Consider the following 21560-nt stretch of genomic DNA (forward strand, 5'->3'; position numbering starts at 1 on the left):
GGCCTTGGAGCGCGGTGGTGCCGCGTTTGGACTCTCCCACCGTGGGAGGGTTCACCATGGTGGCGTGCAAGGCGAACTTCTCACCATCGGGCGCTTCGCCCGCCTGTGCCGGCTCAGCGTCAAGCAGCTACGGCACTACGACGAGATGGGGCTGTTGGCTCCGGTCCACGTGGAGGCCGGCTCCGGCTACCGCTATTACGCCCCCGAACAGGCCCGCGATGCCCTCACCATCGCCCTGCTGCGCGATATGGATCTTCCCCTGGCCGTGATCGCCCAGGCCCTGGCCGCCGAGCCGGAGTCCAGGGCGCGGATCCTGCGCGCCGAGCGCGACCGGCTGGCCGAGCGGATCAGCAGGGACCAGGCACGGATGGAGATGCTCGAGCGGCTGGCGGAGGGCGGCCTGCCCGGCTATGAGGTGACGATGGGCACAGAGCCGGAGCGGCGGCTGGCAGTGGTGCGAGCGCTCTGCGACCCCGCGGAGATCGGGGGGAAGATCGCGGAGTGCGTAGGCCGCCTCCTGCCCCTGCTCGGCCAGGCGGGAATCGGGTGGGAGCCGCCGTTGTGGGTGCTGTACCCGCTGGATCTGGAAGAGCGGATGGAGATCGCCGTCGGAGCGCAGACGTCGCAGGGGGCAGGGGCGCCCGGCCTGGAGTACGAGGTGCTGCCCGGCGGGCCCGTGGCCGAGACCCTGCACATCGGGCCGTACGCCCAGCTGCCCTTGGCCTACAACGCGCTCTTCGCCGCCATCTACGAGCGCGGACTGCGTCCGCGGGCGCCCGTACGTGAGGCCTGTCTTGTCGGACCGGCAGAGGCACCGCAAGAAGAACTGATGACCCGGCTGATCATCCCCATCCAGGAGAGCATGGCATGACGAAGGTGAAAGACGTCGACACCCGCGGTACACAGCACTGCGAGACGACAGCTCTGGGGGTGCTGCTGCGGCATCAAGGACTCGATCTGTCCGAGCCCATGCTCTTCGGCCTCGGCTCCGGGCTGTCCTTCATCTACTGGGACAGCAAGAACATGGGCTTCCCCTTCCTCGGGGGCCGGGTCAAGCCGTTCGACCTCACCAGAAACCTGGCCACCAGGCTCGGGCTGGAGCTCCTCGTTCAGGAGACCACCTCGCCCCGAAAGGCTTGGGAGAACGTGGCGGCCACCATCGACGCCGGCCACCCCGTCGGACTGCAACTCGACAGCTACCACCTGGACTACTTCAGGTCGAAGGTGCACTTCGGCGGTCATATCGTCGCCATGTACGGCTACGACGACCACGACGCCTACCTGGTGGACACCGACCAGCAGGGGGGAGCGGTGTCCACCAGCCTGACCACGCTCGCCCAGGCCAGGTCCGCGCGCGGCCCGATGACCGCCAAGCACCGGTCCTTCACCCTCACCGCCCCGAGGAGCCTGCCTTCCCCGCAGAGCCGGATCATCCCCGCCATCACCGCCTGCGCCGACGCCTTCCTCAACCCGCCCATCGCCAACGTGGGGCACCGTGGAATCGCGAAGGCCGGCAAGCTGGTACGCGCCTGGCTTCAGCGCACCGACAACCCGCAGCGGGACCTGCCGCAGGCCGCCCTCCTGATGGAGAAGGCCGGCACCGGCGGCGCCATGTTCCGTAACCTCTACCGCGACTTCCTCGCCGAATGCACCGACCTGCTCGACAGCAGCCACCTGCGCACCGGCCACGCGCTGTACGCCGAGGCAGCCACCCTGTGGACGCAAGCCGCGGCACTGATCACGAAAGCCGGTGAATCGGGCGATGCGCAGTGCCTCGAACAGGCGGGCACCGTCCTGTGCGATCTTTCACGCGTGGAGCGCGAGGCCATGCAGGCGCTGAGCCGCCTGGGGAGTGAGACCCCGAGCGGAGCTACGGCAGGAGGGACCAGCACGGATCGCTCATGAGGGACTCAAGGTCGGGATCCGTGTCCGCCGCCCAGGCCGCGTAGCCGTCGGGGCGGACCAGGATCGCGTGGGGCAGGCCGTCCACCGGCTGGGCGCGGGTGGCACCGAGGTCGGGTGGGAGGATCCCGGCCAGGTCGAGCAGGACGGGCCTGCCGGCCAGGAACAGCGACGGATCGAGGCCGGCGACCCGGTGGCCGACCAGGGGGTGGTCGCCGGGCAGGTCGTAGGAGTGAGACAGTCCCGACATCAGGCCCGCCAGGTGTCTGTTGGCCTCGGGCAGGCGCATCAGGTCGGTGAAGACCTTGCGCAGCTCGATGACGTCCGCGCTGGGCCGGGGGGTGGCGAAGACGCGCTGTGCCTGGGTGATGTGCAGGACCCAGGCCCCGGCCGGGTGCCGCTCGGCGTGGTAGGTGTCCAGGAGGTCCGCCGGGGCCCGGTCCCGCAGTACGGCGGCCATCTTCCAGCCCAGGTTGAAGGCGTCCTGCACGCCCAGGTTCAGGCCCTGCCCGCCGAAGGGCGGGTGGATGTGCGCGGCGTCGCCGGCGAAGAACACGTTGCCCACCCGGTAGCTTTCGATCTGCCGGGTGGCGTCGCTGAACCGCGAGGCGTTGTCCACGGCGGCCAGCACGGTCAGCTCGCCGTACACGACGCGCAGCAGTTCGGCGATCTCCTCGAACGTGACCGGCCTGTCCTTGGCCGGCTCCTCCTCGCCCGCCGCACCGCCGGTGAACCGGTAGCGGCCGCCGCCCAGCGGCACCAGCATCACCCAGCGGTCGTCGACCTCGCGCGTGAGCGTGCTGATGTGCCCGAGGGTCTTCGGCACGAGGTCGGACACCGATGACAGCCGCACGTCGGCCAGCACCGCCGTGTACGTCCCCGGCCTGCCGGGGAACGCCACGCCGAGCAGCTTCCTGACCGTGCTGTGCGCGCCGTCGCAGGCCACCAGGTAGCGGGCCTCGATCCGCCGGTCGCCGGCCGTCACGACCACGCCGCCGTCCGACTGCTCCACCGCCGTCACGGCGGTGTCGCGCAGCACCTTGACCCCCAGCGCCGTGGCACGCTCCTCCAGCACCTCCTCGATCTCCCCCTGCGGGATCGAGAGCGGGTACGGGTGCGCGGTGTCCCACGCCGTGCAGTCGAGCGGCACGGGCAGCATCGCGAAGTGCCCGCCCGTCGGCTCGCGCGAAAGCGACCTGGCCTGCATCGGAGCCAGCAGGCCGCGGAGTTCGAGCAGCTCCTGTGTGCGCGGCTGGATCGCGCCGCCCTTGGTCTGGTTGATCCGGTCCGGCAGGCGCTCCACCACCAGGACGTCCACGCTGGCCAGAGCCAGCTCGCAGGCCAGTGCCAGCCCGGTGGGCCCGGCGCCCGCCACGATCACTTCGGCCATCGTTCCTCCCCAAATACTCGACCGGGTGCAAACATATACCTGGGGCAATAAACGTACGAGTGCGGGTTTTGATACCGTGGCGGCATGACAGGGCTGCGTGAACGCAAACGGGCGCGGACCCATGCCGCCATCTCGGAAGCCGCCATCGCGCTCTTCCTCGAGCGCGGGTTCGACCAGGTGTCGGTGGCGGAGGTGGCCGAGGCCGCCGAGGTGTCGAAGCGGACCCTGTTCGCCTACTTCGCGGCCAAGGAGGACCTCGTCGTCCACCGCTTCGCCGACCACGAGACCGAGGCGGCCCGCGTGGTGCGCGCCCGCCCGCCGGGCGTCGGGCCGCTGGCCGCCCTCCGCGACCACTTCCTGTACGGCCTGCGCGACCGCGACCCCATCACCGGCCTCAACGACGTCCCCGAGATCATCGCGCTCACCCGCATGGTCCGGGAGACTCCTGCGCTACGGGCGAGGGCGGTCCGCTTTCAGGAGGGTTCGGAACGGGCGCTCGCGGAGGCGCTCCAGGAGAGCGCCGGCGTCCCCGCCCTGACCGCGCGCCTGGCGGCCGGCCAGGTGGTGGGCGTGCACTGGCTGTTGTCGATGGACAACTCCCAGGCGCTGGACGGCGGCCAGTCCGCCGACGAGCGCTATCCGCAGGCGGTCGCCGACGCCGAACACGCCTTCACGCTGCTGTCCGAGGGCCTGGCCGGGCATCTGTAGCTCACGGACTCAGCGTGATGGTGATGTGGTCCGGTGCCGCGTCCAGGAGGAGCAGGAGCCCCGCTATCCAGACGATCCAGCTCAGTGCGGTGCGGGATCCGGAGGAGAGCTTGTCCTGCCACCGTTCGAACCGCTCCCGCATCCGTTCGCGCAGGGCCACCCAGGCGGCGTAGAGCAGGATGCCCGGGAGCACCATGATGGACACGTACATGCCGAGGAGCGGCGACCATTGGGCGGCGGGCAGGCCGGCCGAGGTCATGACGCCGATCGCGCCGAAGTACGGCACCGCGGTGGCGAACTCGAACAGCCAGGTCCCCAGCCCTGAGAGCACCATCGACCTCATGGTGAAGGAGCGGGCCCGGAGGGATCCGCGTTCGGGGTTCTTGCGGGGGATGAAGTAGCTCCCCACGATGAGCGCCACGCCGAGGGCGGCCTGCCCCCAGGCCCACACGGTGTCGTCAACGAGCGGCACGACGGCGCCCAGGCCGAGCATGAGCAGGGCGCCCAAGATGAAGTACGCGATCGCGACCGTCCCGAGATACCCGCCGAGCAGCGCGCACACGCGGCGCGGCCCGGCGAGCAGCAGATAGAGGGTTGCACCGATCACGGTGGGACTCAGCATGTCGAGCACGGCCAGTCCGAGCACCGCTCCGATCGTCCCGATCGACAAACCTGCCTCCTCGCGGAGCCGGCGCGACGTAATAGCACGCCCGTGTTAGTTAAGCTAGCACACCCGTGTTAACATGTCGCTGTGCCGCGACTCGTTGATCATGACCGGCGACGGGCGGAGCTCGGCGAGGCGGCCATCCGGGTGATCCTGCGCGAAGGCCTGGCCGGCGTGACCATCCGCGGAGTCGCCGCCGAAGCCGGCTGGTCCACCGGGTCCCTGCGGCATTACTTCAGCAATCAGTACGGATTGCAGGCCTACGTCGTCCAGGCCACCACCGACACCCTCCGCCGACGGGTGCTCCCGCGCGTCCAGCGGCCCCGCACGCGAGGTTCGATGATCGATCAGATCGTCACGATCGTGGAGGAGATGCTGCCGCTCGATGCCGAGCGGGTCGAGGAGTACGCCCTGTGGTCGGCGATCGTGGAATGGGAACGTCAGCACCCTCCGGAAGGAGGCTCCGCGACGTGGAACGACCAACGGGCGCTGCACCGTCAATGCATCGCCGCCCTGCGCGGACACGAGCCGGTCCGCGAACCGGGCCAGGCCACGCTCCCGCACCCCGATGCCCAGGTCGAGCTCTGGGCGGCGATCCTGCACACGTTCGTCGACGGGCTCGCCTCCCAGCTCATGAACACCCCCGGCCAGGTGTCCGCCGGCACCGCCGCACAACTGCTGCGTTCACTGCTGGAAGCCGTGCCTCGTGCACGGCCGGATCAGTGACCGCCGAGGGCGCATTCAGGGCGGTCCGAGTGGCCAGGGCGTGAGCGGCGGCGGCGAAGTACGTGTAGAACTGACCCGCATGGATGATCAACGCAAAGACGCCATGGCCGGGGTCCTGCGAGGCGTGGCCGCACAGGTCGCGAAAGGCGCGCCGCAGGGTTGGCGGCGAGGATGGGTGCACGCCTACCGCGGCCCGTCCTCCTCGGGGCACCGCGGCGCGGGCTACGAGATGCCCGACGGCAGCGTCGACGGCATGCGCGTCGGCCTCGGCGGACTGAGCAAGCTCTACCAGCTCAGCGGCGTCTCGCCGGCGGATCTGATGGTCGAACTGGCCGTCGAGCCCTCGGGCCGGTTCGAGGCGGTGACCAGCCGAGCGATCAGCCGGGACGATCAGGGCCGGTTCCTGTACGTCCTGCATCCGGACACGCTGCCCCGCGAGCCCGGCGCCGACCAGGACCCCCCGTCGAACCCGACGCCGGCGGGCGATCCGGAGGAGGCCGTCCAGCTGTTCCGGAAATACCTCAGAAAACGCGCCGGCATCCTCGGGGAGGAGGAGCTCCTGCCCGATCCGCTGGACCCGGCCGAGCGGGCCGCACTGCTGGACGCCTTCCCCGGCGACCTGCCCCCTGACCTGGTGGCCCTTTACGGCGAGGCCGACGGCGACGAAGAGATCGGGCTCTTCCACAACCACCCGTGGTTCACCTTGGAGTCCACGACGACCTTCGTCCACCACCGGCCCGAGCGGACATGGACCGGCGACCCGCTCTGGTCGATGAGCGGCGACGCGGAGCCGCCCGGCACCATCCGGCGGCAGCTCAGCAGCCCGGGCTGGATCCCGTTCGCCACCAGCACCGGCGGCGACTACCTGGCGGTCGACATGGACCCGGGGCCCGCGGGCCGCCCCGGCCAGGTCATCCGCGTCGGCATCCACTACGACGGCGCGCCCGTCTACGTCGCCGACTCCGTCACGACCATGCTGCGCCGCCTCGTGGCGGCACTCGACCGGGGCGACTACGAGGAAGACGGCGGCTACCTCGATGTGGACGCCAAGCTCCCGAGCTACCTGGACGACAGCCGCACCCACTGGCGCGGGGTAGCCCCGATCCGGAAGAAGCCGCGCAGGATCCAGTCCCTCGTCGTCGACAAGGTCGCGGATCTCGATCTGGAGCCGGTCCGGGGCGCGCCCCACCTGCGCATGGTGGCGTTGTTCGGCGAGGGGCCCGTCGACCTGCGCCCCTTGCGCGAGGTCCCGCTCGAGGCGCTGCGGCTCGAACTGAACGCGGCCGACCTGAGCCCGCTGGCCGCACATCCGACCTTGCGCGTGGTGACCCTCCGCACGCGGGAACCCGTCGATCTCGGCGTGCTGGGGACGTTGCCGCGCCTGGAAGGACTCGAACTGGCGGGGTCCGCCGTCCAGGACCTCGCCGTGATCGACGAGCTGAAGGGGCTGCTGTCCCTCACGCTCTCGCCCGAGCAGTGGCGGCGACTCGGCGAGCCGCCGCCGCTGGCCGCGGCCGGGCTGGGCGGCGACCCCACGCCGAGCCAGGTGAACGAGTGGGCGGCCCGGTTCGGAGCCGGCGGGGAGCTCGGCGGCTACGAGTACTTCGCGGGACGGTTCGACGGCTCCGCCTGACCGGAGAGGCTTACGGGCGGTCCGTGCCGTCGTTTGCCCGGGTTGATCGGCAGAGCCTGACCGGGTGGGCAGCAGCAGGCTGGGGAGCAGCCCGAGTGCGGCGAGCGCGGACAGTCCCAGGAGCGCCGGTTGTGCGGCCTGGACGGACTCGGACGCCGTTCGCAGCAGTGCGGGGAACCCGTCGGCCTGCATCAGGCCGGCGGCGACGCCGATGCCGAGGCCAACGCGGCCACGGCGAGCAGGTAGCCGGTGCTGGTCCACTGCGTCTGCGCCACGCTGGCGCCCAGGCCGCGCTGGACGCTGGGCTGCGCCACCATGAGCACCGTGCCGTCCAGGGCGACCAGCATCGCGCCCGCGGCGCTGACGATCAGCGACAGGCGCCGCCGGGTCGTGCTGTTCACGCGTCCGCTCCGCCCAGGTGTGCGTCGATGATCGCCGACGACCGGTTCTTCAGCGAGAACGGCCCGCTGCCCTGGTGAGGCCGCCCGTGCGCAGGTGAGTCGGGGTGCCCGACCGACGCGGGCCCCACCCGGCCGAGGTGCACGCACACTCCGGGGGTGGGGCGCAGGCACGGTGCAGGATGCCCGGCCTACTCGGGCCGGACGTTGTGGTTGTGGGCGAACAGATTGCCGGGGTCGTACTGGCGCTTGACCGCCGCGAGCCGCTCGTAGGTCCCCGCCGGATAGACGGCGGCGACGTCCTCCTCGGTGGCGGAGGCGAGGAAGTTCGCGTACGCGCCGCTGACGTGAGGTGCGAGCCGCGCCCAGATCGCCTCCAGAGCAGGACGCGCGGCCTCGACGACCGGCTCCGGACCCAGGGTGGTCGTCACGAACATCAACTCCGCCCGACGATGCGCGTAGGCGGTGGCGTCGTCGGGCACGCGGGACACCGCACCGCCGACGCTGCGAACCGCGATGAACGGCGACCCCGTCGATGCCCCGACCTCGGTGAGGATCCGAAGGACCTCGGGCACCGACTCCGTGCCGACGAAGGCGCTCCGGGTGACGAGCCGGATGCCGGGCGGCGGGGTCGCGCCGTCCACGAGCGTGTCCGCGTAGGGCTTCAGCGCGACGTCGTCGTCGATCACGGTGCCGAGCCGGCGGATCGGGTCGATGGCCCGCGCGGCGAGCTCCGGGTCGGCGCCGTCGAAGGCGACGAGGATCTCGACCGGCGCTTCGGGACCGCCGGCGAAGGGGTTGGCGAAGTTCGCGATGGAGGTGAGCTCTTCGGGGGCGGTGCGGAGGTGGTCCGCCCAGCCCTGGAGCACGCCGGCCGCCTCCGACGCCGGAAAGACGATCTTGCCGTGGAAGACGTCCGTCGTCGGGTGCGCCGCGAACTCGAAGGCGGTCACGATCCCGAAGTTGCCGCCGCCACCGCGGATCGCCCAGAACAGCTGCGGGTTCTCCTCCGCGCTCGCGCGCACGACCTCTCCGCCCGCGGTGACCAGCTCTGCGGCGACCATGCTGTCCAGGGCCAGGCCGTACTTCCTGACCTTCCAGCCGATGCCGCCGGACAGGGTCAGCCCGCCGACGCCGACGCTCCTGGTGTCGCCCGAGGAGATCGCCAGGCCGTGCGGGGCCAGGGCGGTGGCGACCTGGCCCCAGGTGGCGCCGCCGCCGATCCGTACGAGGTGACGTTCCTTGTCGATGACCTCCACCTGCGCGAGGCGGCCGAGATCGATCACGATGCCGCCGTCGTTGGTGCCGAAGCCCGCGAAGGCGTGGCCGCCGCCGCGTACGGACAGCAGGAGTCCGGTGCCGGCGGCGAACCTGACACCCGCTCGCACGTCCGCGACGTCCTCGGGCCGCAGAACATAGGCTGGGCTGCCCGACGTCAACACCGAGCGGCTGGCCGATCCGTACTCCGCCGCGCCCGGTTCGATGATGTCGCCGCCGAAGTGGCGCCGCAGGGTTTCAAGTGCTGAGCTCATGATGTTCCTTTCACATGGACTGGGCGAACACGAGATGCCGGCGAGGCGATCCTTGTGACAGCCCGGAGCACGTGAGGTGTGTCACAAGCACCACGGCGTCACAAAACGGCGGGGTCCGGCGTCTGGTGAGTGACACAGTTCAGAGCGAACAGGAGCCACCCATGCCGCACACCGCACCCGAAGATCGCGGCGGGGACATGAGCCCGGACGCCGCCACCGCGGCGTTCCTCACCCACCGCAACCTGCTGTTCACCGTCGCCTACGAGATGCTCGGTTCGGCCGCCGACGCCGAGGACGTCCTGCAGGAGACCTGGCTGCGGTGGGCGGGCGTCGACCTTGACGGCGTGCGGGATCAGCGCGCGTACCTGGTCCGGATCGCCACCCGGCAGGCGCTGAGCCGGCTGCGTACGCTGGGCCGGCGCAAGGAGTCCTACGTCGGGCCGTGGTTGCCCGAGCCGCTGCTGACGGCGCCCGACGTGGCCGAGGACGTCGAGCTGGCCGACAGCGTCTCGATGGCGATGCTGCTGGTGCTGGAGACGCTGGCGCCGACCGAGCGGGCGGTGTTCGTGCTGCGCGAGGTGTTCGACCTGGACTACGACGAGATCGCCCAAGCCGTCGACAAGAGCCCCGCCGCCGTACGCCAGATCGCCCACCGGGCACGGGCGCACGTCGCCGCACGCCGGCCGCGCGAGGTCGTTTCCCCGGCCGAGACCCGAGACGCGTTCGAGGCGTTCCAGCGGGCGGTCGAAACCGGCGACCTGCAACGCCTGCTCGACATCCTCGCGCCGGACGTCGTCCTCCTGACCGACGGCGGCGGGATCAAGCAGGCCGCGCTGGCGCCCGTCCTGGGGGCCGACAGGGTGGCCCCCGTGCTGAGCAGGATCAGCCCCGTGGCGTCGCTGCAGGCAGCGCACGTCAACGGTTACCCGGCGCTGGTCCTCCGGCTCGACGGCGAGATCGACACCGTCATCGCGGTGCGCATCGAAGAGGGTCGCATCACCGGGCTCTACGCCGTGCGCAATCCCGAGAAGCTGGCGCACATGGAGCGGGAGACCGCCCTGCACCGCTGAGTCCGGCGATGTCACATCCGGGCGGGCTGGCTCGTCTCAGGGTGCGAAGACAGGTTCTGTTGATCGGGCAGGTGAGGGTCATGCGGGTGTTCGTGGCTGGTGGGAGCGGGGTTCTGGGGCGGCGGCTGGTGCCGCTGCTGGTGGCTCGAGGGCACCAGGTGACGGCTTCGACGACGAGCGCGGCCAAGGTGGGATCGCTGGAGCAGCTGGGCGCCGAGGCGGTGGTGATGGACGGGCTGGACGCGGTGTCGGTCGGCGAGGCGGTGGCCGCGGCCCGGCCGGACGCGATCATGCACCAGATGACCGCGATCTCCGTGACGCACGCCGGCAAGCCCGACATGAAGCACATGGACCGGTGGTTCGCCGGCACCAATCGGCTGCGTACCGAGGGGACGGACCACCTGCTGGCCGCCGCGGAGGCGACCGGCGTGACCAACTTCGTCGCGCAGAGCTACGGCGCCTGGAACGGCATCCGTGCGGGCGGCTGGGTGAAGACCGAGCGGGACCCCGTGGATCCGATGACGGGGACGGCGGCGGAGCCGGGGATGAAGGCGATCGGCCACGTCGAGGACGCGGTCGTCAAGGCCGGCGGCGCGGTCCTGCGGTACGGCTGGTTCTACGGGCCGGGTGCCACGGACGACCTGGTCGAGCCCGTACGCAAGCGGCAGTTCCCGGTCGTGGGGAGCGGCGCCGGCCACTGCTCGTGGGTGCATCTGGACGACGCGGCGAGCGCCACCGTCCTGGCGGTGGAGCAGCGGGCGAAGGGGGTGTTCAACATCGTCGACGACGAACCGGCCCCGGCCGGCGAGTGGCTGCCCTACCTGGCCGAGTGCGCGGGCGCCAAGCGGCCGATGCGGGTCCCCGTCTGGCTGGCCCGGCCGCTGGCCGGAGACGTGGCGGTGACGATGATGACCGAAGGGCGCGGCTTCTCCAACGCCAGGGCCAAGCGGGAGCTCGGCTGGGAGCCGCGCTACCCGTCGTGGCGGCAGGGCTTCAAGGAGGAGCTGGCATGACCCGCGCGGAAGAGTTCGAGGAGCTGCGGCCGCTGCTGTTCTCGATCGCCTACCGGATCCTCGGCAGCGTGAGTGAGGCCGAGGACGCGGTCCAGGAGACCTGGCTGCGCTATCAGACCTCCCCGACCGAGCCCGTCTCGGTCAAGTCCTTCCTGGCTGCCGTGGTGACCCGGATCTCCATCGACGTGCTGCGCTCGGCCCGCGTCCGGCGCGAGGAGTACGTCGGGCCGTGGTTCCCCGAGCCGCTGCTCGCCGACCCCTACCAGGACCCGGAGCGCTCGGCGGAGCTGGCCGACTCGCTGTCGACGGCGGCCCTGCTGCTGCTGGAGCGGCTCAGCCCGCTCGAGCGCGCGGTCTTCGTGCTGCGGGAGGTGTTCGGGTTCGGCTTCGGCGAGATCGCGTCGGCGGTGGGACGTTCGGAGGCGGCGTGCCGGCAACTCGCGACGCGGGCGCGCCGCCACATGGACGCGGGCCGGCCCCGGTTCGCGGCCGACCGCAAGGAGCGGGAGGAGCTCGCCGGACGGTTCTTCGACGCCTTCCGTGAGGGCGACTTCGACGGGCTGCGCGAACTGCTCGCCGCCGACGTTCACCTGGTCGCCGACAGCGGCGGCAAGGCCCCGCAGTGGGGTACGGGCATCTTCGGCGCCGAGAACGTGGTCCGGGTGTTCGCCACGCTCGCCCCGCAGTTCGCCCGGATCGGTGGCGTGGTGGAGCCGCACCAGGTGAACGGCCAGCCGGGCGCGATCTTCCGCGACCGGGACGGCAGGGTCGTCAACACCTGGACGCTCGACGTCCTCGACGGACGGGTCCAGGCCATCCGGACGATGCTCAACCCCGACAAGCTCGAGCACGTGGGCCCGGTGGCGGACGCCTGGGCGATCCTCCGCGAGACGACCCGGGCCCGCCGGCCGGCGGACTGACCCCAAGAGCCGGCCGACCCGGTCAGGGGGCGGCCGGCTCACTGGGCCGATGCCACCACCGCCGACTCGGCCGCGCCCGGGCTCGCGACCTTCCGCCGTGCCTGCTCGGAGGCCGCGTCCGGGCTCGCGAGCTTCCGCAGGGCCCGCTCGGAGGCCGAGCCCGGCTCGGCTGCGAACAGGTCCAGCCCGCAGCACGCCGGCTCGTCGGGCAGCGCGATGAGCTCGCCGTGCAGGGTCAGCTCGCCCACGACCGGGTGGTGCAGCACGTACGTCCGGGACCGGACCTGCGCGACCGGGTGCGCGGCCCACATCCGCGCGAAGTCCGCGCTCAGCTCCCGCATGTGGTCGATGTGCGCGGCGAGGCCGGAGTCCCCGCGATACCGCCCGAGCAGGACGCGCAGATGCGCCACGTGCTCGCGCGCCGCCCGCTCCCAGCCGGTGCGGTGCAGCTCGCGCAGGTGGGGCTCGATGAACAGCAGGTGCGAGAGCGTACGGCGGTCCGCCGGCAGCGCGGGGAAGTCGCCGAACACCGCCACCGCGAGCTGGTTCCAGCCGACGATCTGGGTGTGCCGCCCGACCACCAGCGCCGGCGTCATCACGAACGACTCCAGCAGGTAACGCAGGCTCGCAGGCACTGTGGCCGCGCCCGCCGCGCACGACAGGGGAGGCCGGGCGATCCGGTGCAGGTAGGTCAGCTCGTCGCCGTCCAGGCGCAGCGCCGCGCCGACGGCGTCCAGGATCTCGTCGGAGACGCTGTCGCCCTTGCCCTGCTCCAGGCGCGTGTAGTGGGCGATGCTCACCCCCGCGAGCCGGGCCAGCTCCTCGCGCCGCAGCCCCGCGACCCGCCGCGCTCCGCCGTGGTCGCGCAGCCCGACGTCCTCCGGACGCAGGCGGGCGCGGCGCGACTTGAGGAACTCGCTCAGCTCGGTCCGGTCGTTCACGCGACAACCCTACGCCGTGGGTGATCACGCCGTGAGTACGCAAGACACGGACCTGGCCGGGTGGCCGCAGGGGCTCCAGGCTGTCAGGCGAGTCACCCACCTGAACGCATTGGAGATGAATCGTGTCTCAAACGCTCGGACTCATCGGGAGCGGCATGATCGGCTCTTCCGTCGCCCGCCTGGCCGTCGCGGCCGGCCTCGAGGTCGTCCTCAGCAATTCGCGAGGGCCCGAGACGCTCGCCGAGCTCGCCGCCGAGCTGGGCGGACGTGCCAGGGCGGCCACACCGGCGGAAGCGGCCCGCGCCGCGGACCTGGTGGTGGCGGCCATCCCGCTGAAGGCCCGCGAACAGCTCCCCGCCGACGCCCTGGCCGGCAAGACGGTGCTGGACACGTCGAACTACTACCCCGAACGGGACGGTCACCTGGCCGAACTCGATTCGGGCGAACTGACCTCCAGCGCCCTCATGCAGCGCCACCTCGCCGGCTCCCGGGTGGTCAAGGCCTTCAACAACATCACCCCGCACCAGCTGTGCACCCTCGCCCGGCCCACCGGCGCGCCCGACCGCAGCGCCCTGCCCATCGCCGGTGACGACACGGAGGCCAAGGCGGCGGCCACCCGGCTGCTGGACGTCCTCGGCTACGACGCGGTGGACATCGGCACGCTCGCCGACAGCTGGCGCAGCGAACCGAACACACCGGTCTACATCCAGCCCTACCTCGGCGAACTACCCGCCATGAACGTGGCGGACTTCCTCCGCTGGACTCTCCGGAATCCCGGCATCGCCGTCCCCGCGGCGCGGGTCGGCAGGCTCGTCGAGACCGCGTCCCGCCGGCCGGCGGGCGAGGCCAGGCTCCCGAGCGCCGGCTGACCGCCTGAGGCTCACCGCGCAGAACGCCTCGATGCCGTTGATGACGGCCTCGAAGCGCAGCGAGTGGAACAGGTCGAAGGCGTGCTGCCCGCCGGGCAGCTCGGCGTAGAAGACCGGCTGGGCCGAGAGCTCGCGCAGGCGTGCGGCCAGCAGCCGGGCGCCCTCGACCGGGGCGACGGTGTCGTGGTCCCCGTGGATGAGGAAGAACGGCGGCGCGTCCGGCCGGACCTGGGCGAGGGGCGAGGTGCGCGGGTCCCCGCCGTAGTAGGCGTCGTAGTAGCCGCCCAGCCCGATCACCCCCGCGATGGACGCCGGATCGTCGGACGTGAGGGCGGCCATGGCCGACAGGTGAGCGCAGGCCGAGCTGCCCGCGAGGAAGATCCGGTCGGGATCGGCGCCGTAGGAGCGGCCGTGCTCTCCTACCCAGGCGATCACGTTCCTGGCATCCGCCAGGTGGTCCTCGAAGGTCGCCTGCGGGCGCAGCCGGTAGTTCGCGCTGACGCACACCCAGCGCTGGCCGGCCAGGCGGTAGAGGAGCGGCAGGGACTGGCTGTCCTTCCTGCCGCCGGTGTAGCCGCCGCCGTGCAGGTGGATCAGGACCGGGGCCGCGGTGGGCCGGGAGCGGTGGCGGTAGAGGTCCAGCAGGTTGCGCCTGCCGGCCGTGCCGTAGGGGAGGTCGGGGATCCGTTCCACGGCACGGCGGCGGCGCAGGAAGGGGCCGAGCAGGATGCGCCCGTACGGCAGGCGGCGCGAGACGGGCACCGTCCCCAGGGCGCGTCGCACGACGGGCAGCGCCTGGCGACCGCGCCAGGCCACCCGGACCAGGCCCGCCATGGTCACGGCCGCCGCCCCCGCGATGATCGGCGAGGTCAGGTCGCCTTCGACGAAGGCCAGCACCGAGGCTGCCAGGAGCCAGGCCGACGCCACGAAGGGCAGTTCGTTGACGACCAGGCCGAGCCGGAAGCTCAGCATGGCCAGGAGCCGGGTGCGACCGGGCGCGGCCAGCGCGAAGAAGGTGCAGGTCGCGACCAGGACCAGGGTGATCACGTACCCGTAGGGCAGGTTCATCGCCGCGCCAGCCCCGCGACGAGCACGGCGCCGACGACCAGGTGCAACAGGACCAGCACCAGCGTCGCGGCGGCGCCGACGCCGCTGGTGAGCGGGCCGGAAAGGGACAGGACGAGCACGGCCAGGGCGATGATCGTCCAGCTGCGGCCGGGCCGGGCCGTCCGCCGTTCCAGGACGGCCAGCAGCGCCCAGCCCGCGAGCCCGGCCACCAGGCTCGCCACGAGGACCGATACCGGGCCGACGGTCTGGGTGGCGCCGCCCGTCCGCACGGTCAGCGCGGTTCCGGCCAGCGGCACCGCCAGGGCCCACACGGCCAGGGCGGCCGCGGGCGCGCCGATCGCGGTGAGGAGCAGTCTTCTGAGGGAGGTGTTCACGCCGCTCAGCCTCGCCCGGCCGGGCGGGTCGCCGCATCGGGCCGGCGGTCGCGCTCTGTCCGTCCCCGGTGGGGTACGGGTCCTCCTTTAGTAGGTGATGGCTCCTTCGCACCGGCCACTAACCTGGGCCGGTGAGCGAGAGGCGACCCTCGCGGCCCGTGGCCGTGGCGAGCATCATTCTCGGGCTGGGCGTGCTGACCGGCGTGACGCTGTGGGGGCGGGGCGGCGGGCCGCTGCTGGGGCTGGACATCGCGGTCGCGGCGTTGAGCCTGGTCGCGGCGGTCGCCCAGCTGTGGTGGCCGGTCGCCGGAACGCTCGCCGCCGCCCTGCTCGCCGTGGCCTCCCCGGTGGCCACGCCGGCGGCGACGGCCGGGGCGCTGCAGGTGGCCCAGCGCAGGCGCTTCCCCGTCGCGGCGGCGGTGGCGGCGGCGGGCATGGCGGCCCACCTGCTCCAGGGGCTGTGGCGGCCGAACTCCGGAATCTCCCTCGGCTGGTGGCTGCTGCTGATCTGCGCCGCGTACGGGGCGCTGCTCGGCTGGGGCGCGCTGGCCCGCTCCCGCCGCGCCCTGCTCGTCTCGCTGCACGAACGCGCCCGCCGCGCCGAAGCCGAGCAGGGCAGGCGGGTCGCCGAGGCCCGCATGGCCGAGCGCCGGCGGCTCGCCCGGGAGATGCACGACGTACTGGCCCACCGCCTGTCGCTGGTGGCCACCCACGCGGGGGCGCTGGAGTACCGGCCCGACTCCTCGCCCGACCAGCTCGCCCGGGCCGCCGGGGTGGTCCGCTCCGGGGTGCACCAGGCGCTGGAGGAGCTGCGCCAGGTGATCGGCCTGCTGCGCGAGGAGGACGACCTCCTGGACGAGCTCGAACCCCAGCCCACGCTGGCCGACGTGGCGCGGTTGGCCGCCGAAGCACGCCAGGCCGGTCAGGCCGTACAGGTCAGCGACGAGACCGACGGCGCCGCCCCGCCCGCCGCCGGACGGACCGGCTACCGCGTCGTCCAGGAGGGGCTGACCAACGCCCGCAAGCACGCCCCCGGCCAGCCGGTGGAGGTGCTGCTGCGCGGCGGCCCCGGCACGCGCCTGCTGATCGACATCAGCAACCCGCTGCCCCCGCCCGGCTCGGCGCCGACCGCGCCCGGCAGCGGCGTCGGCCTGGTCGGGCTCACCGAGCGGGTACGGCTGGCCGGCGGGCAACTCGACCACCAGAGCACCGGCGGGCAGTTCCGGCTCCAGGCCTGGCTACCATGGCCCGCGTGATCCGCGTGCTCCTGGTCGACGACGACGCCCTGGTCCGCGCCGGGCTGGCCATGATGCTGGACGGCGCCGCAGGCATCTCCGTCGTCGGCGAGGCGGCCGACGGCCAGGAGGCCATCACCGCGACCGACGCCCACGCGCCCGACGTCGTGCTGATGGACCTGCGGATGCCGCGGCTGGACGGCATCACCGCCACCCGCCGGCTCCGCGCCCGCGCCCGTCCGCCGGAGGTGATCGTGCTGACCACCTTCGACACCGACGAGAACATCCTGCACGCGCTGCGCGCCGGCGCCAGCGGGTTCCTGCTCAAGGACACCCCGCCGCCGCAGATCGTGGAGGCGGTCACCCGGGTCGCGGCGGGGGAGCCGATCCTCTCCCCGCGCATCACCCGGCGGCTGATGGAGCGCACCGTCGCCCAGGCCGGGGCCTACGAGCGGGCCCGCGCCACGCTGGCCGCCCTCACCCCTCGCGAGTACGAGGTCGCCCTCGCGATCGGGCGCGGCCGGACGAACGCGGACATCGCCGCGGAGCTCGCCATGGGCATCACGACGGTGAAGGCGCACGTCTCCAACATCCTCACCAAGCTCGGCCTGGACAATCGCACCCAGATCGCGCTCCTCGCCCACGACGCGGGCCTCGCCTGAGCATCAGGGCACCGGACGTGTCACCATGATCGGCCATGATCAGGGGCTTTCGCGGCCGAGCTCCGCGAGGCGGGTCAGGGCGGGGAGCGCGGCGGCGATCGCCCGGCGCTGTTCGGGGGTCAGCCGGGCGACGAGCGGGATCAGGTGGCGGGTGCGGTCGGCGTGGCGGGAGCGGCCGATCCGGCGGCCGGCCTCGGTGATGTGGACGAGCACGGCGCGGCCGTCGGTCGGGTCGGGGCGGCGCTCCACCAGGCCGTCGCGCTCCAGCCGGGTGATGAGCTGGGTGATGCCGGGCTGGCTGACCTGCTCGGTCCTGGTCAGGTCGGTCAGCCGCATCGGCCCTTCACTGAACGCGAGGGTGTCCAGCACCGACAGTGTCGTGAACGGCAGCTTCTCCAGCACGGGCAGCCGGATGTAGAAGCGGTTGAAGTGCTCGATCGCCGTGGTGAAGGCGTCCACGTCGAGGTCGTCGCGCGAGGTGTCGTCCACGCCGAGAACATACCGGATCTTGTTTGAGCTGCGCTGACTCAGGAACGGCCACGAAATTTGATCATTTGCCCTATCTTCAACGGAAGCGTGCGACTTGAAGGGCATCCCGTGACCGACACCCCCAGCAACGTGCTGCTCGCCGGAATCGTCGGCTCCACCGCCTACGGCCTGGCGGGGCCCGACTCCGACGTCGACCGGCTCGGCATCTTCGCCACCGCCACGCTGGACCTGGTCGGCCTGTCCCGGCCCAAGGAGAGCATCGTCCGGACGAACCCCGACCGGTCGCTCCACGAGGTGGGCAAGTGGTGCTCACTCTCGCTGGGAGGCAACCCGACCGTGATGGAGCTGGTGTGGCTGCCCGACGACCTGTACGAGACCCGCACCCCGCTCGGTGACCAGCTCATCGCCATCCGGACCGCGTTCCTGTCCGGCCCGCGGGTCCGCAACGCCTACCTCGGGTACGCCACCCAGCAGTTCAAACGCCTCGACCAGCGCGGCGACGGCTCGTTCTCGGCCGACACCCGCAAGCGGACCAGCAAGCATGCCCGCCACCTCGCCCGCCTCCTGCACCAGGGGCGAGAGCTGTACGAGACCGGCCACCTGCCGATCCGGCTCGCCGACCCCGAGGGCATCCGCGCCTTCGGGGAACGGGTCGCCGCCGGCAACTTCGAGGAGGCCCAGGCCCTCCTGGCGGCCACCGAGGAGGCGTTCGACACCGTGCGCACGCCGCTGCCCGACCAGCCCGACGCCGCGACGGTCGAAGCATGGCTGCGCGAGGTCCGCATCGCCCACTGGGACCCGCGGACCTCGTAGCCGTAGTGCGGGATCAGCCGTTCAGCAGCGGCACGAGGTATTCCTCCTCGTAGTCGAGGTGAGCCTCGACCTCCCGGGTGAGCCGGTCGACCTCCGCCAGCAACGTACCGGGGGAGAGGGCGTCGTCACGGAGCAGCGCCTGAAGCTCTTCCAGCAGCCGCTGGACGGTCTCGTGCTCGGCGCGCAGCCGGGCCGTCACCGGCTCCAGCTCCGGATAGCGGGCCTCCATCGCGGGGAAGACGGAGCCGTCCTCGCGGGTGTGATGCTCGTGCAGGTTGCTGCACATGGTCAGGCAGTTGACGCGCAGCTGCGCGCCCAGGCGCGGCCCCGAGCGGGTGACCTCGGTGCGGATGCGGGACAGCTCCCTGCGGAAGGCGTCGTGCACCAGCTTGAGCGCGTCTCCCAGACGGCCCTGCGGCGGCCCGTCGAAGATCGGGAGGAGCGCGACGACGGGCAGGACGCGACCCGCGCTCTCCTGGTAGCGGCCCCAGCCGGGGTCGGCCTCCACGGCGCGGGCGAACATGCGGTCGCGTTCCTCGCCCTCCAGCACGACCGCCTTCGCCTGGTAGGTGAAGACGCCGTCCTCCACGCCGACCTGCGGGTTGGCGACCAGATTGTGGTACCAGGCAGGGTGCCGCGGCGCGCCCCCGGCCGAGGCGATGATCAGGTTGCGCTCGCCGTCGGGCAGATAGCCGAGCGGCGTCGTGTGGCGCGCGCCCGTGCGCGCTCCGACGGTCGTCAGAAGGAGCAGCCTGGCTCCCTCGAACATGCCGCCGACCTGGCCGCGGTTGGCCCGGAACTCGTCGATGATCTGCTGGTTGAAGTCAATGGGCATACGTGTTTTCGCTCCAAAGCGGGGTTGGCTCTTGGATGACCTGGAAACCCGTCATGGCACGTCGAAACGGCGTGCGCGGGTCAGCTGCGTTCAGGCACGCCCAGCGATGTGAGAAGTCATCGGCCTCATCCCCTTTTGGTTTCGGCGCCTCCATGCCGCCGCCGTCCCCACGGCCGGCGTCACGCGACGCGACGGCCATTACACGTTGATCCGCGACGGATGTCAACTCGCCCGGGCAGGAGTGCGCGAGGACGGAGTCGAACCGCCACAGCCGAAGCGTCCGGTTTACCGCCGGATGGGCTCCCCAATGTGCCCGGCTCGCGCCTGGTCGACCGTTTATCGGGCCGAGAAATGGCAGGCCGTACCCCGTACCGGACTCGAACCGGCGATTTCCCGGGTGAAAGCCGGGCGTCCTGACCGCTGGACCAACGGGGCCTTTTACTTTCGTACGTCCGGCGGGATTCGAACCCGCACCGTCCGGTTCCTTAGACCGGTGCCTCTGCCATTGGGCTACGGACGTGCCAGCGCTTACGTGGACCGACAGGATCTCGAAACCTGAACTCCTGCTTGCAGGGCAGGTGTGATGCCTTTTCACCATCAGCCCAAAGAGAAAGGCCGCCCGGATGCTTTCCCGGCGGCCTCTGGAGGATCCTTGAAAGGGATTATCCAGAAACCCGCCCGGCGAGCACGAGCGTGCCGCCGCACGCCGCGCCCCGGCGATAGCGGCGTTCGGCTGCGAATCGCATGGGAGGCCTTTCCTTTCGTTCTTCCGACGAACCCGACAGTAGCCGGTGTGCCTCGGCGAATGCCATTGATTTATGGTGAGGCATGCGGATCGGAGAGCTTGCCGCGCTGCTCGGGGTGTCCACCCGGACCGTGCGCTACTACCACCAGCAAGGCATCCTGCCGGAGCCGGCGCGCCTGGCCAACGGCTATCGTGAGTACGGCATGCGCGACGCCATCGCCCTGGCCCGCGTGCGGCGCCTGGTGGAGCTCGGGCTGAGCCTGGAGGAGGCCCGGGACGTCATCGCGGACGACCGCTCCCGCGAGCTGTCGGAGATCCTCGCCGAGATCGACGCGGACCTGGCCCGGCAGGAGCACGAGATCCAGCTGCGCCGCCGGCGGCTGGCCGAGGTGCTCAAGCAGGCCGAGACCGGGTCGCTGGGCCCCGACGACACCTCATCGCCCGATCTGCTGGCGTTCCTGCGCACGGTGGAGCTCCCGGCGTCGAAGGCGGCGGCCTGGGACCGCGATCTGCTGGTGCTGATGGACAGCATGGCGACGAGCGACGATCGCAAGCAGGCGTTCGCGATGTTCGACGCGCTGGCCGCCGACCCCGAGATGGTGGCGCGCGGCCAAGACTTCTATCGCAGGCTCGACGAGCTGGCCGACGCCTCGCCGGCCGATCCGCGGGTGGGGCCGCTGGCGGAGTCGCTGGCCGACTACAGCGTGGTGCACCTGCTGGCCGGCTCCGGCCCGCCCGACTGGGACCCGGCGGTGGTGGAGCCGTTCCTCGACGGGCTCGCTCCCGCGCAGGCCGAGGTCGTACGGCAGGCGATGCGGATCATGGCGCGCCGGTGACGCGCGGGGCGAGCCCGTCGAGCACCCAGTCGAGACCCTCATCGAAGTCGGGCTGGACGTCGCCGTCCGCGATGGACCTGGCCACCGCCGGGTAGCGGCCGGTGGCCAGCATGCGGGTGAGGTACGGCCCGACGGTGCTCTGCCACTCGCGCTCGTCCATGCCGGAGGCACGCTCGGCCCGCAACTCGGTGATCTCGAGGCGGACCGCGCCCATCACGTACGCGTTGACGATGCCGACGACCCGCAGCACCGTGGTGACCGGCACGTCGCCCAGGGCGCCCAGGGAGGTCTCGAGGTAGGCCAGCGCGTTGGGCCCCAGGTGCGGCCGCCCGCCCAGCAGGTCGGCGAACCACTCGTGGCGCAGCGCCGCCTGCCTGGTGCGCCGGGCGAGATCCCGCAGCGCCGACCGCCAGTCGTCGCCGGCCGGCTCCGACGGGACGATCTCGCCGTAGACCTCGTCCACCATGAGGTCCAGCAGCTCTTCCTTGGTGGACAGATAGCCGTACAGGCGCATCGGGCCCGCGTCGAGCGCGGCGGCGACCTTGCGCAGCGACACCGCGTCGAGCCCCTCGCGGTCGGCGAGGTCGATGGCCGCGCGCACGATCCGCTCCCTGCTCAGCGGGCTCGGCGTGGGCCTGCTCGGCGGCTCGGGCCGCTCCCAGACGAGCATGGGCTCACCTCCTTGGGGAATGAGAATACACCGTCTGTCCTGATACAGTGTATTGACCAATACACTG

General features: G+C 71.8%; 22 protein-coding genes, 4 tRNA genes and 1 pseudogene. 13 read left to right on the top strand and 14 right to left on the bottom strand.

Features of this window, described 5'->3' with window-relative positions; genetic code table 11:
• Positions 1 to 64: 64 nt before the first annotated feature.
• The gene (locus ACFKCF_RS31780; protein ID WP_394498943.1) at positions 65 to 871 is read left to right on the top strand and encodes a MerR family transcriptional regulator; all 807 of its coding nucleotides are present in this window, start codon (positions 65 to 67) and stop codon (positions 869 to 871) included.
• Positions 868 to 1905 (top strand): BtrH N-terminal domain-containing protein, encoded by a 1038-nt coding sequence (locus ACFKCF_RS31785; protein ID WP_394498944.1) that lies wholly within the window; start codon positions 868 to 870, stop codon positions 1903 to 1905. The genes ACFKCF_RS31780 and ACFKCF_RS31785 overlap by 4 nt, the downstream gene beginning before the upstream one ends.
• Here ACFKCF_RS31785 and ACFKCF_RS31790 read toward each other — a convergent pair.
• The gene (locus ACFKCF_RS31790) at positions 1871 to 3292 is read right to left on the bottom strand and encodes an FAD-dependent oxidoreductase (protein WP_394498945.1); all 1422 of its coding nucleotides are present in this window, start codon (positions 3290 to 3292) and stop codon (positions 1871 to 1873) included. The genes ACFKCF_RS31785 and ACFKCF_RS31790 overlap by 35 nt on opposite strands.
• A gap of 84 nt (positions 3293 to 3376) precedes the next feature.
• Here ACFKCF_RS31790 and ACFKCF_RS31795 point away from each other — a divergent pair, with 84 nt between their 5' ends.
• Complete coding sequence (locus ACFKCF_RS31795; protein WP_394498946.1) at positions 3377 to 4000, top strand: TetR/AcrR family transcriptional regulator; 624 nt, start codon at positions 3377 to 3379, stop codon at positions 3998 to 4000.
• A 1-nt stretch (position 4001) separates the two neighbouring features.
• Here ACFKCF_RS31795 and ACFKCF_RS31800 read toward each other — a convergent pair whose 3' ends face one another.
• Entirely contained in the window at positions 4002 to 4670 is a 669-nt protein-coding gene (locus tag ACFKCF_RS31800; protein WP_394498947.1) for a GAP family protein, read from the bottom strand.
• A gap of 81 nt (positions 4671 to 4751) precedes the next feature.
• Between ACFKCF_RS31800 and ACFKCF_RS31805 the strand changes: the two genes are divergently transcribed.
• Both ACFKCF_RS31805 and ACFKCF_RS31810 read left to right on the top strand, forming a co-directional pair.
• On the top strand, positions 4752 to 5390 hold the full coding sequence (locus tag ACFKCF_RS31805; protein WP_394498948.1) for a TetR/AcrR family transcriptional regulator: 639 nt from the start codon (positions 4752 to 4754) through the stop codon (positions 5388 to 5390).
• 79 nt (positions 5391 to 5469) lie between these two features.
• Entirely contained in the window at positions 5470 to 7023 is a 1554-nt protein-coding gene (locus ACFKCF_RS31810; RefSeq protein WP_394498949.1) for an SMI1/KNR4 family protein, read from the top strand.
• A gap of 191 nt (positions 7024 to 7214) precedes the next feature.
• Here the strand turns inward: ACFKCF_RS31810 and ACFKCF_RS31815 are convergent, their stop codons facing one another.
• On the bottom strand, positions 7215 to 7424 hold the full coding sequence (locus ACFKCF_RS31815) for a hypothetical protein (RefSeq protein ID WP_394498950.1): 210 nt from the start codon (positions 7422 to 7424) through the stop codon (positions 7215 to 7217).
• A gap of 188 nt (positions 7425 to 7612) precedes the next feature.
• Positions 7613 to 8953 (bottom strand): FAD-binding oxidoreductase, encoded by a 1341-nt coding sequence (locus ACFKCF_RS31820; protein WP_394498951.1) that lies wholly within the window; start codon positions 8951 to 8953, stop codon positions 7613 to 7615.
• A gap of 161 nt (positions 8954 to 9114) precedes the next feature.
• On the opposite strand from ACFKCF_RS31820, the gene ACFKCF_RS31825 reads away from it, so the two are divergent.
• The 3 genes from ACFKCF_RS31825 to ACFKCF_RS31835 all read left to right on the top strand — a co-directional run bounded on the left by ACFKCF_RS31825 (position 9115) and on the right by ACFKCF_RS31835 (position 11956).
• The gene (locus tag ACFKCF_RS31825; RefSeq protein WP_394498952.1) at positions 9115 to 10023 is read left to right on the top strand and encodes an RNA polymerase sigma-70 factor; all 909 of its coding nucleotides are present in this window, start codon (positions 9115 to 9117) and stop codon (positions 10021 to 10023) included.
• Between the two features lie 80 nt (positions 10024 to 10103).
• Positions 10104 to 11036 (top strand): NAD-dependent epimerase/dehydratase family protein, encoded by a 933-nt coding sequence (locus ACFKCF_RS31830; protein ID WP_394498953.1) that lies wholly within the window; start codon positions 10104 to 10106, stop codon positions 11034 to 11036.
• Complete coding sequence (locus ACFKCF_RS31835) at positions 11033 to 11956, top strand: RNA polymerase sigma-70 factor (RefSeq protein ID WP_394498954.1); 924 nt, start codon at positions 11033 to 11035, stop codon at positions 11954 to 11956. Before ACFKCF_RS31830 ends, ACFKCF_RS31835 begins: the two co-directional genes overlap by 4 nt.
• Before the next feature lie 38 nt (positions 11957 to 11994).
• On the opposite strand, the gene ACFKCF_RS31840 is transcribed toward ACFKCF_RS31835, so the two are convergent.
• Entirely contained in the window at positions 11995 to 12897 is a 903-nt protein-coding gene (locus tag ACFKCF_RS31840) for a helix-turn-helix domain-containing protein (protein WP_394498955.1), read from the bottom strand.
• Between the two features lie 122 nt (positions 12898 to 13019).
• On the opposite strand from ACFKCF_RS31840, the gene ACFKCF_RS31845 reads away from it, so the two are divergent.
• On the top strand, positions 13020 to 13766 hold the full coding sequence (locus tag ACFKCF_RS31845; RefSeq protein WP_394498956.1) for an NADPH-dependent F420 reductase: 747 nt from the start codon (positions 13020 to 13022) through the stop codon (positions 13764 to 13766).
• A 312-nt stretch (positions 13767 to 14078) separates the two neighbouring features.
• Here ACFKCF_RS31845 and ACFKCF_RS31850 read toward each other — a convergent pair.
• Both ACFKCF_RS31850 and ACFKCF_RS31855 read right to left on the bottom strand, forming a co-directional pair.
• Positions 14079 to 14834 (bottom strand): annotated as a pseudogene (locus ACFKCF_RS31850) (alpha/beta hydrolase); the annotation flags it as partial.
• A complete protein-coding gene (locus tag ACFKCF_RS31855) occupies positions 14831 to 15208 on the bottom strand; it encodes a DUF6069 family protein (protein WP_394498957.1) in 378 nt (125 codons plus the stop codon). The pseudogene ACFKCF_RS31850 and the gene ACFKCF_RS31855, both read right to left, overlap by 4 nt.
• 131 nt (positions 15209 to 15339) lie before the next feature.
• On the opposite strand from ACFKCF_RS31855, the gene ACFKCF_RS31860 reads away from it, so the two are divergent.
• Both ACFKCF_RS31860 and ACFKCF_RS31865 read left to right on the top strand, forming a co-directional pair.
• Positions 15340 to 16464, top strand: coding sequence for a sensor histidine kinase (locus ACFKCF_RS31860; protein ID WP_394498958.1), 1125 nt, complete (start codon positions 15340 to 15342; stop codon positions 16462 to 16464).
• Complete coding sequence (locus ACFKCF_RS31865) at positions 16452 to 17105, top strand: response regulator (RefSeq protein WP_394498959.1); 654 nt, start codon at positions 16452 to 16454, stop codon at positions 17103 to 17105. Before ACFKCF_RS31860 ends, ACFKCF_RS31865 begins: the two co-directional genes overlap by 13 nt.
• A gap of 39 nt (positions 17106 to 17144) precedes the next feature.
• Here the strand turns inward: ACFKCF_RS31865 and ACFKCF_RS31870 are convergent, their stop codons facing one another.
• Entirely contained in the window at positions 17145 to 17594 is a 450-nt protein-coding gene (locus ACFKCF_RS31870; protein ID WP_394498960.1) for a MarR family winged helix-turn-helix transcriptional regulator, read from the bottom strand.
• Between the two features lie 108 nt (positions 17595 to 17702).
• Between ACFKCF_RS31870 and ACFKCF_RS31875 the strand changes: the two genes are divergently transcribed.
• Positions 17703 to 18407 (top strand): DNA polymerase beta superfamily protein, encoded by a 705-nt coding sequence (locus ACFKCF_RS31875; RefSeq protein WP_394498961.1) that lies wholly within the window; start codon positions 17703 to 17705, stop codon positions 18405 to 18407.
• 13 nt (positions 18408 to 18420) lie between these two features.
• On the opposite strand, the gene ACFKCF_RS31880 is transcribed toward ACFKCF_RS31875, so the two are convergent.
• The 5 genes from ACFKCF_RS31880 to ACFKCF_RS31900 all read right to left on the bottom strand — a co-directional run bounded on the left by ACFKCF_RS31880 (position 18421) and on the right by ACFKCF_RS31900 (position 19846).
• Positions 18421 to 19242, bottom strand: a complete 822-nt coding sequence (locus ACFKCF_RS31880) for a nitroreductase/quinone reductase family protein (RefSeq protein ID WP_394498962.1) — start codon at positions 19240 to 19242, stop codon at positions 18421 to 18423.
• Between the two features lie 242 nt (positions 19243 to 19484).
• Positions 19485 to 19566, bottom strand: a tRNA-Tyr gene (locus ACFKCF_RS31885).
• Positions 19567 to 19604: 38 nt separating this feature from the next.
• Positions 19605 to 19677 (bottom strand) — tRNA-Glu (locus tag ACFKCF_RS31890).
• A 12-nt stretch (positions 19678 to 19689) separates the two neighbouring features.
• Positions 19690 to 19762 (bottom strand) — tRNA-Leu (locus tag ACFKCF_RS31895).
• Positions 19763 to 19775: 13 nt separating this feature from the next.
• Positions 19776 to 19846, bottom strand: a tRNA-Ala gene (locus ACFKCF_RS31900).
• Positions 19847 to 20070: 224 nt separating this feature from the next.
• Here ACFKCF_RS31900 and ACFKCF_RS31905 point away from each other — a divergent pair.
• Entirely contained in the window at positions 20071 to 20823 is a 753-nt protein-coding gene (locus ACFKCF_RS31905; protein WP_394498963.1) for a MerR family transcriptional regulator, read from the top strand.
• Here ACFKCF_RS31905 and ACFKCF_RS31910 read toward each other — a convergent pair.
• A complete protein-coding gene (locus ACFKCF_RS31910; protein WP_394498964.1) occupies positions 20807 to 21493 on the bottom strand; it encodes a TetR/AcrR family transcriptional regulator in 687 nt (228 codons plus the stop codon). The two genes, ACFKCF_RS31905 and ACFKCF_RS31910, sit on opposite strands and share 17 nt — an antisense overlap.
• Positions 21494 to 21560 lie beyond the last annotated feature (67 nt).

Source organism: Nonomuraea sp. JJY05, assembly GCF_043496855.1.
In the GTDB taxonomy this organism is placed as follows: domain Bacteria; phylum Actinomycetota; class Actinomycetes; order Streptosporangiales; family Streptosporangiaceae; genus Nonomuraea.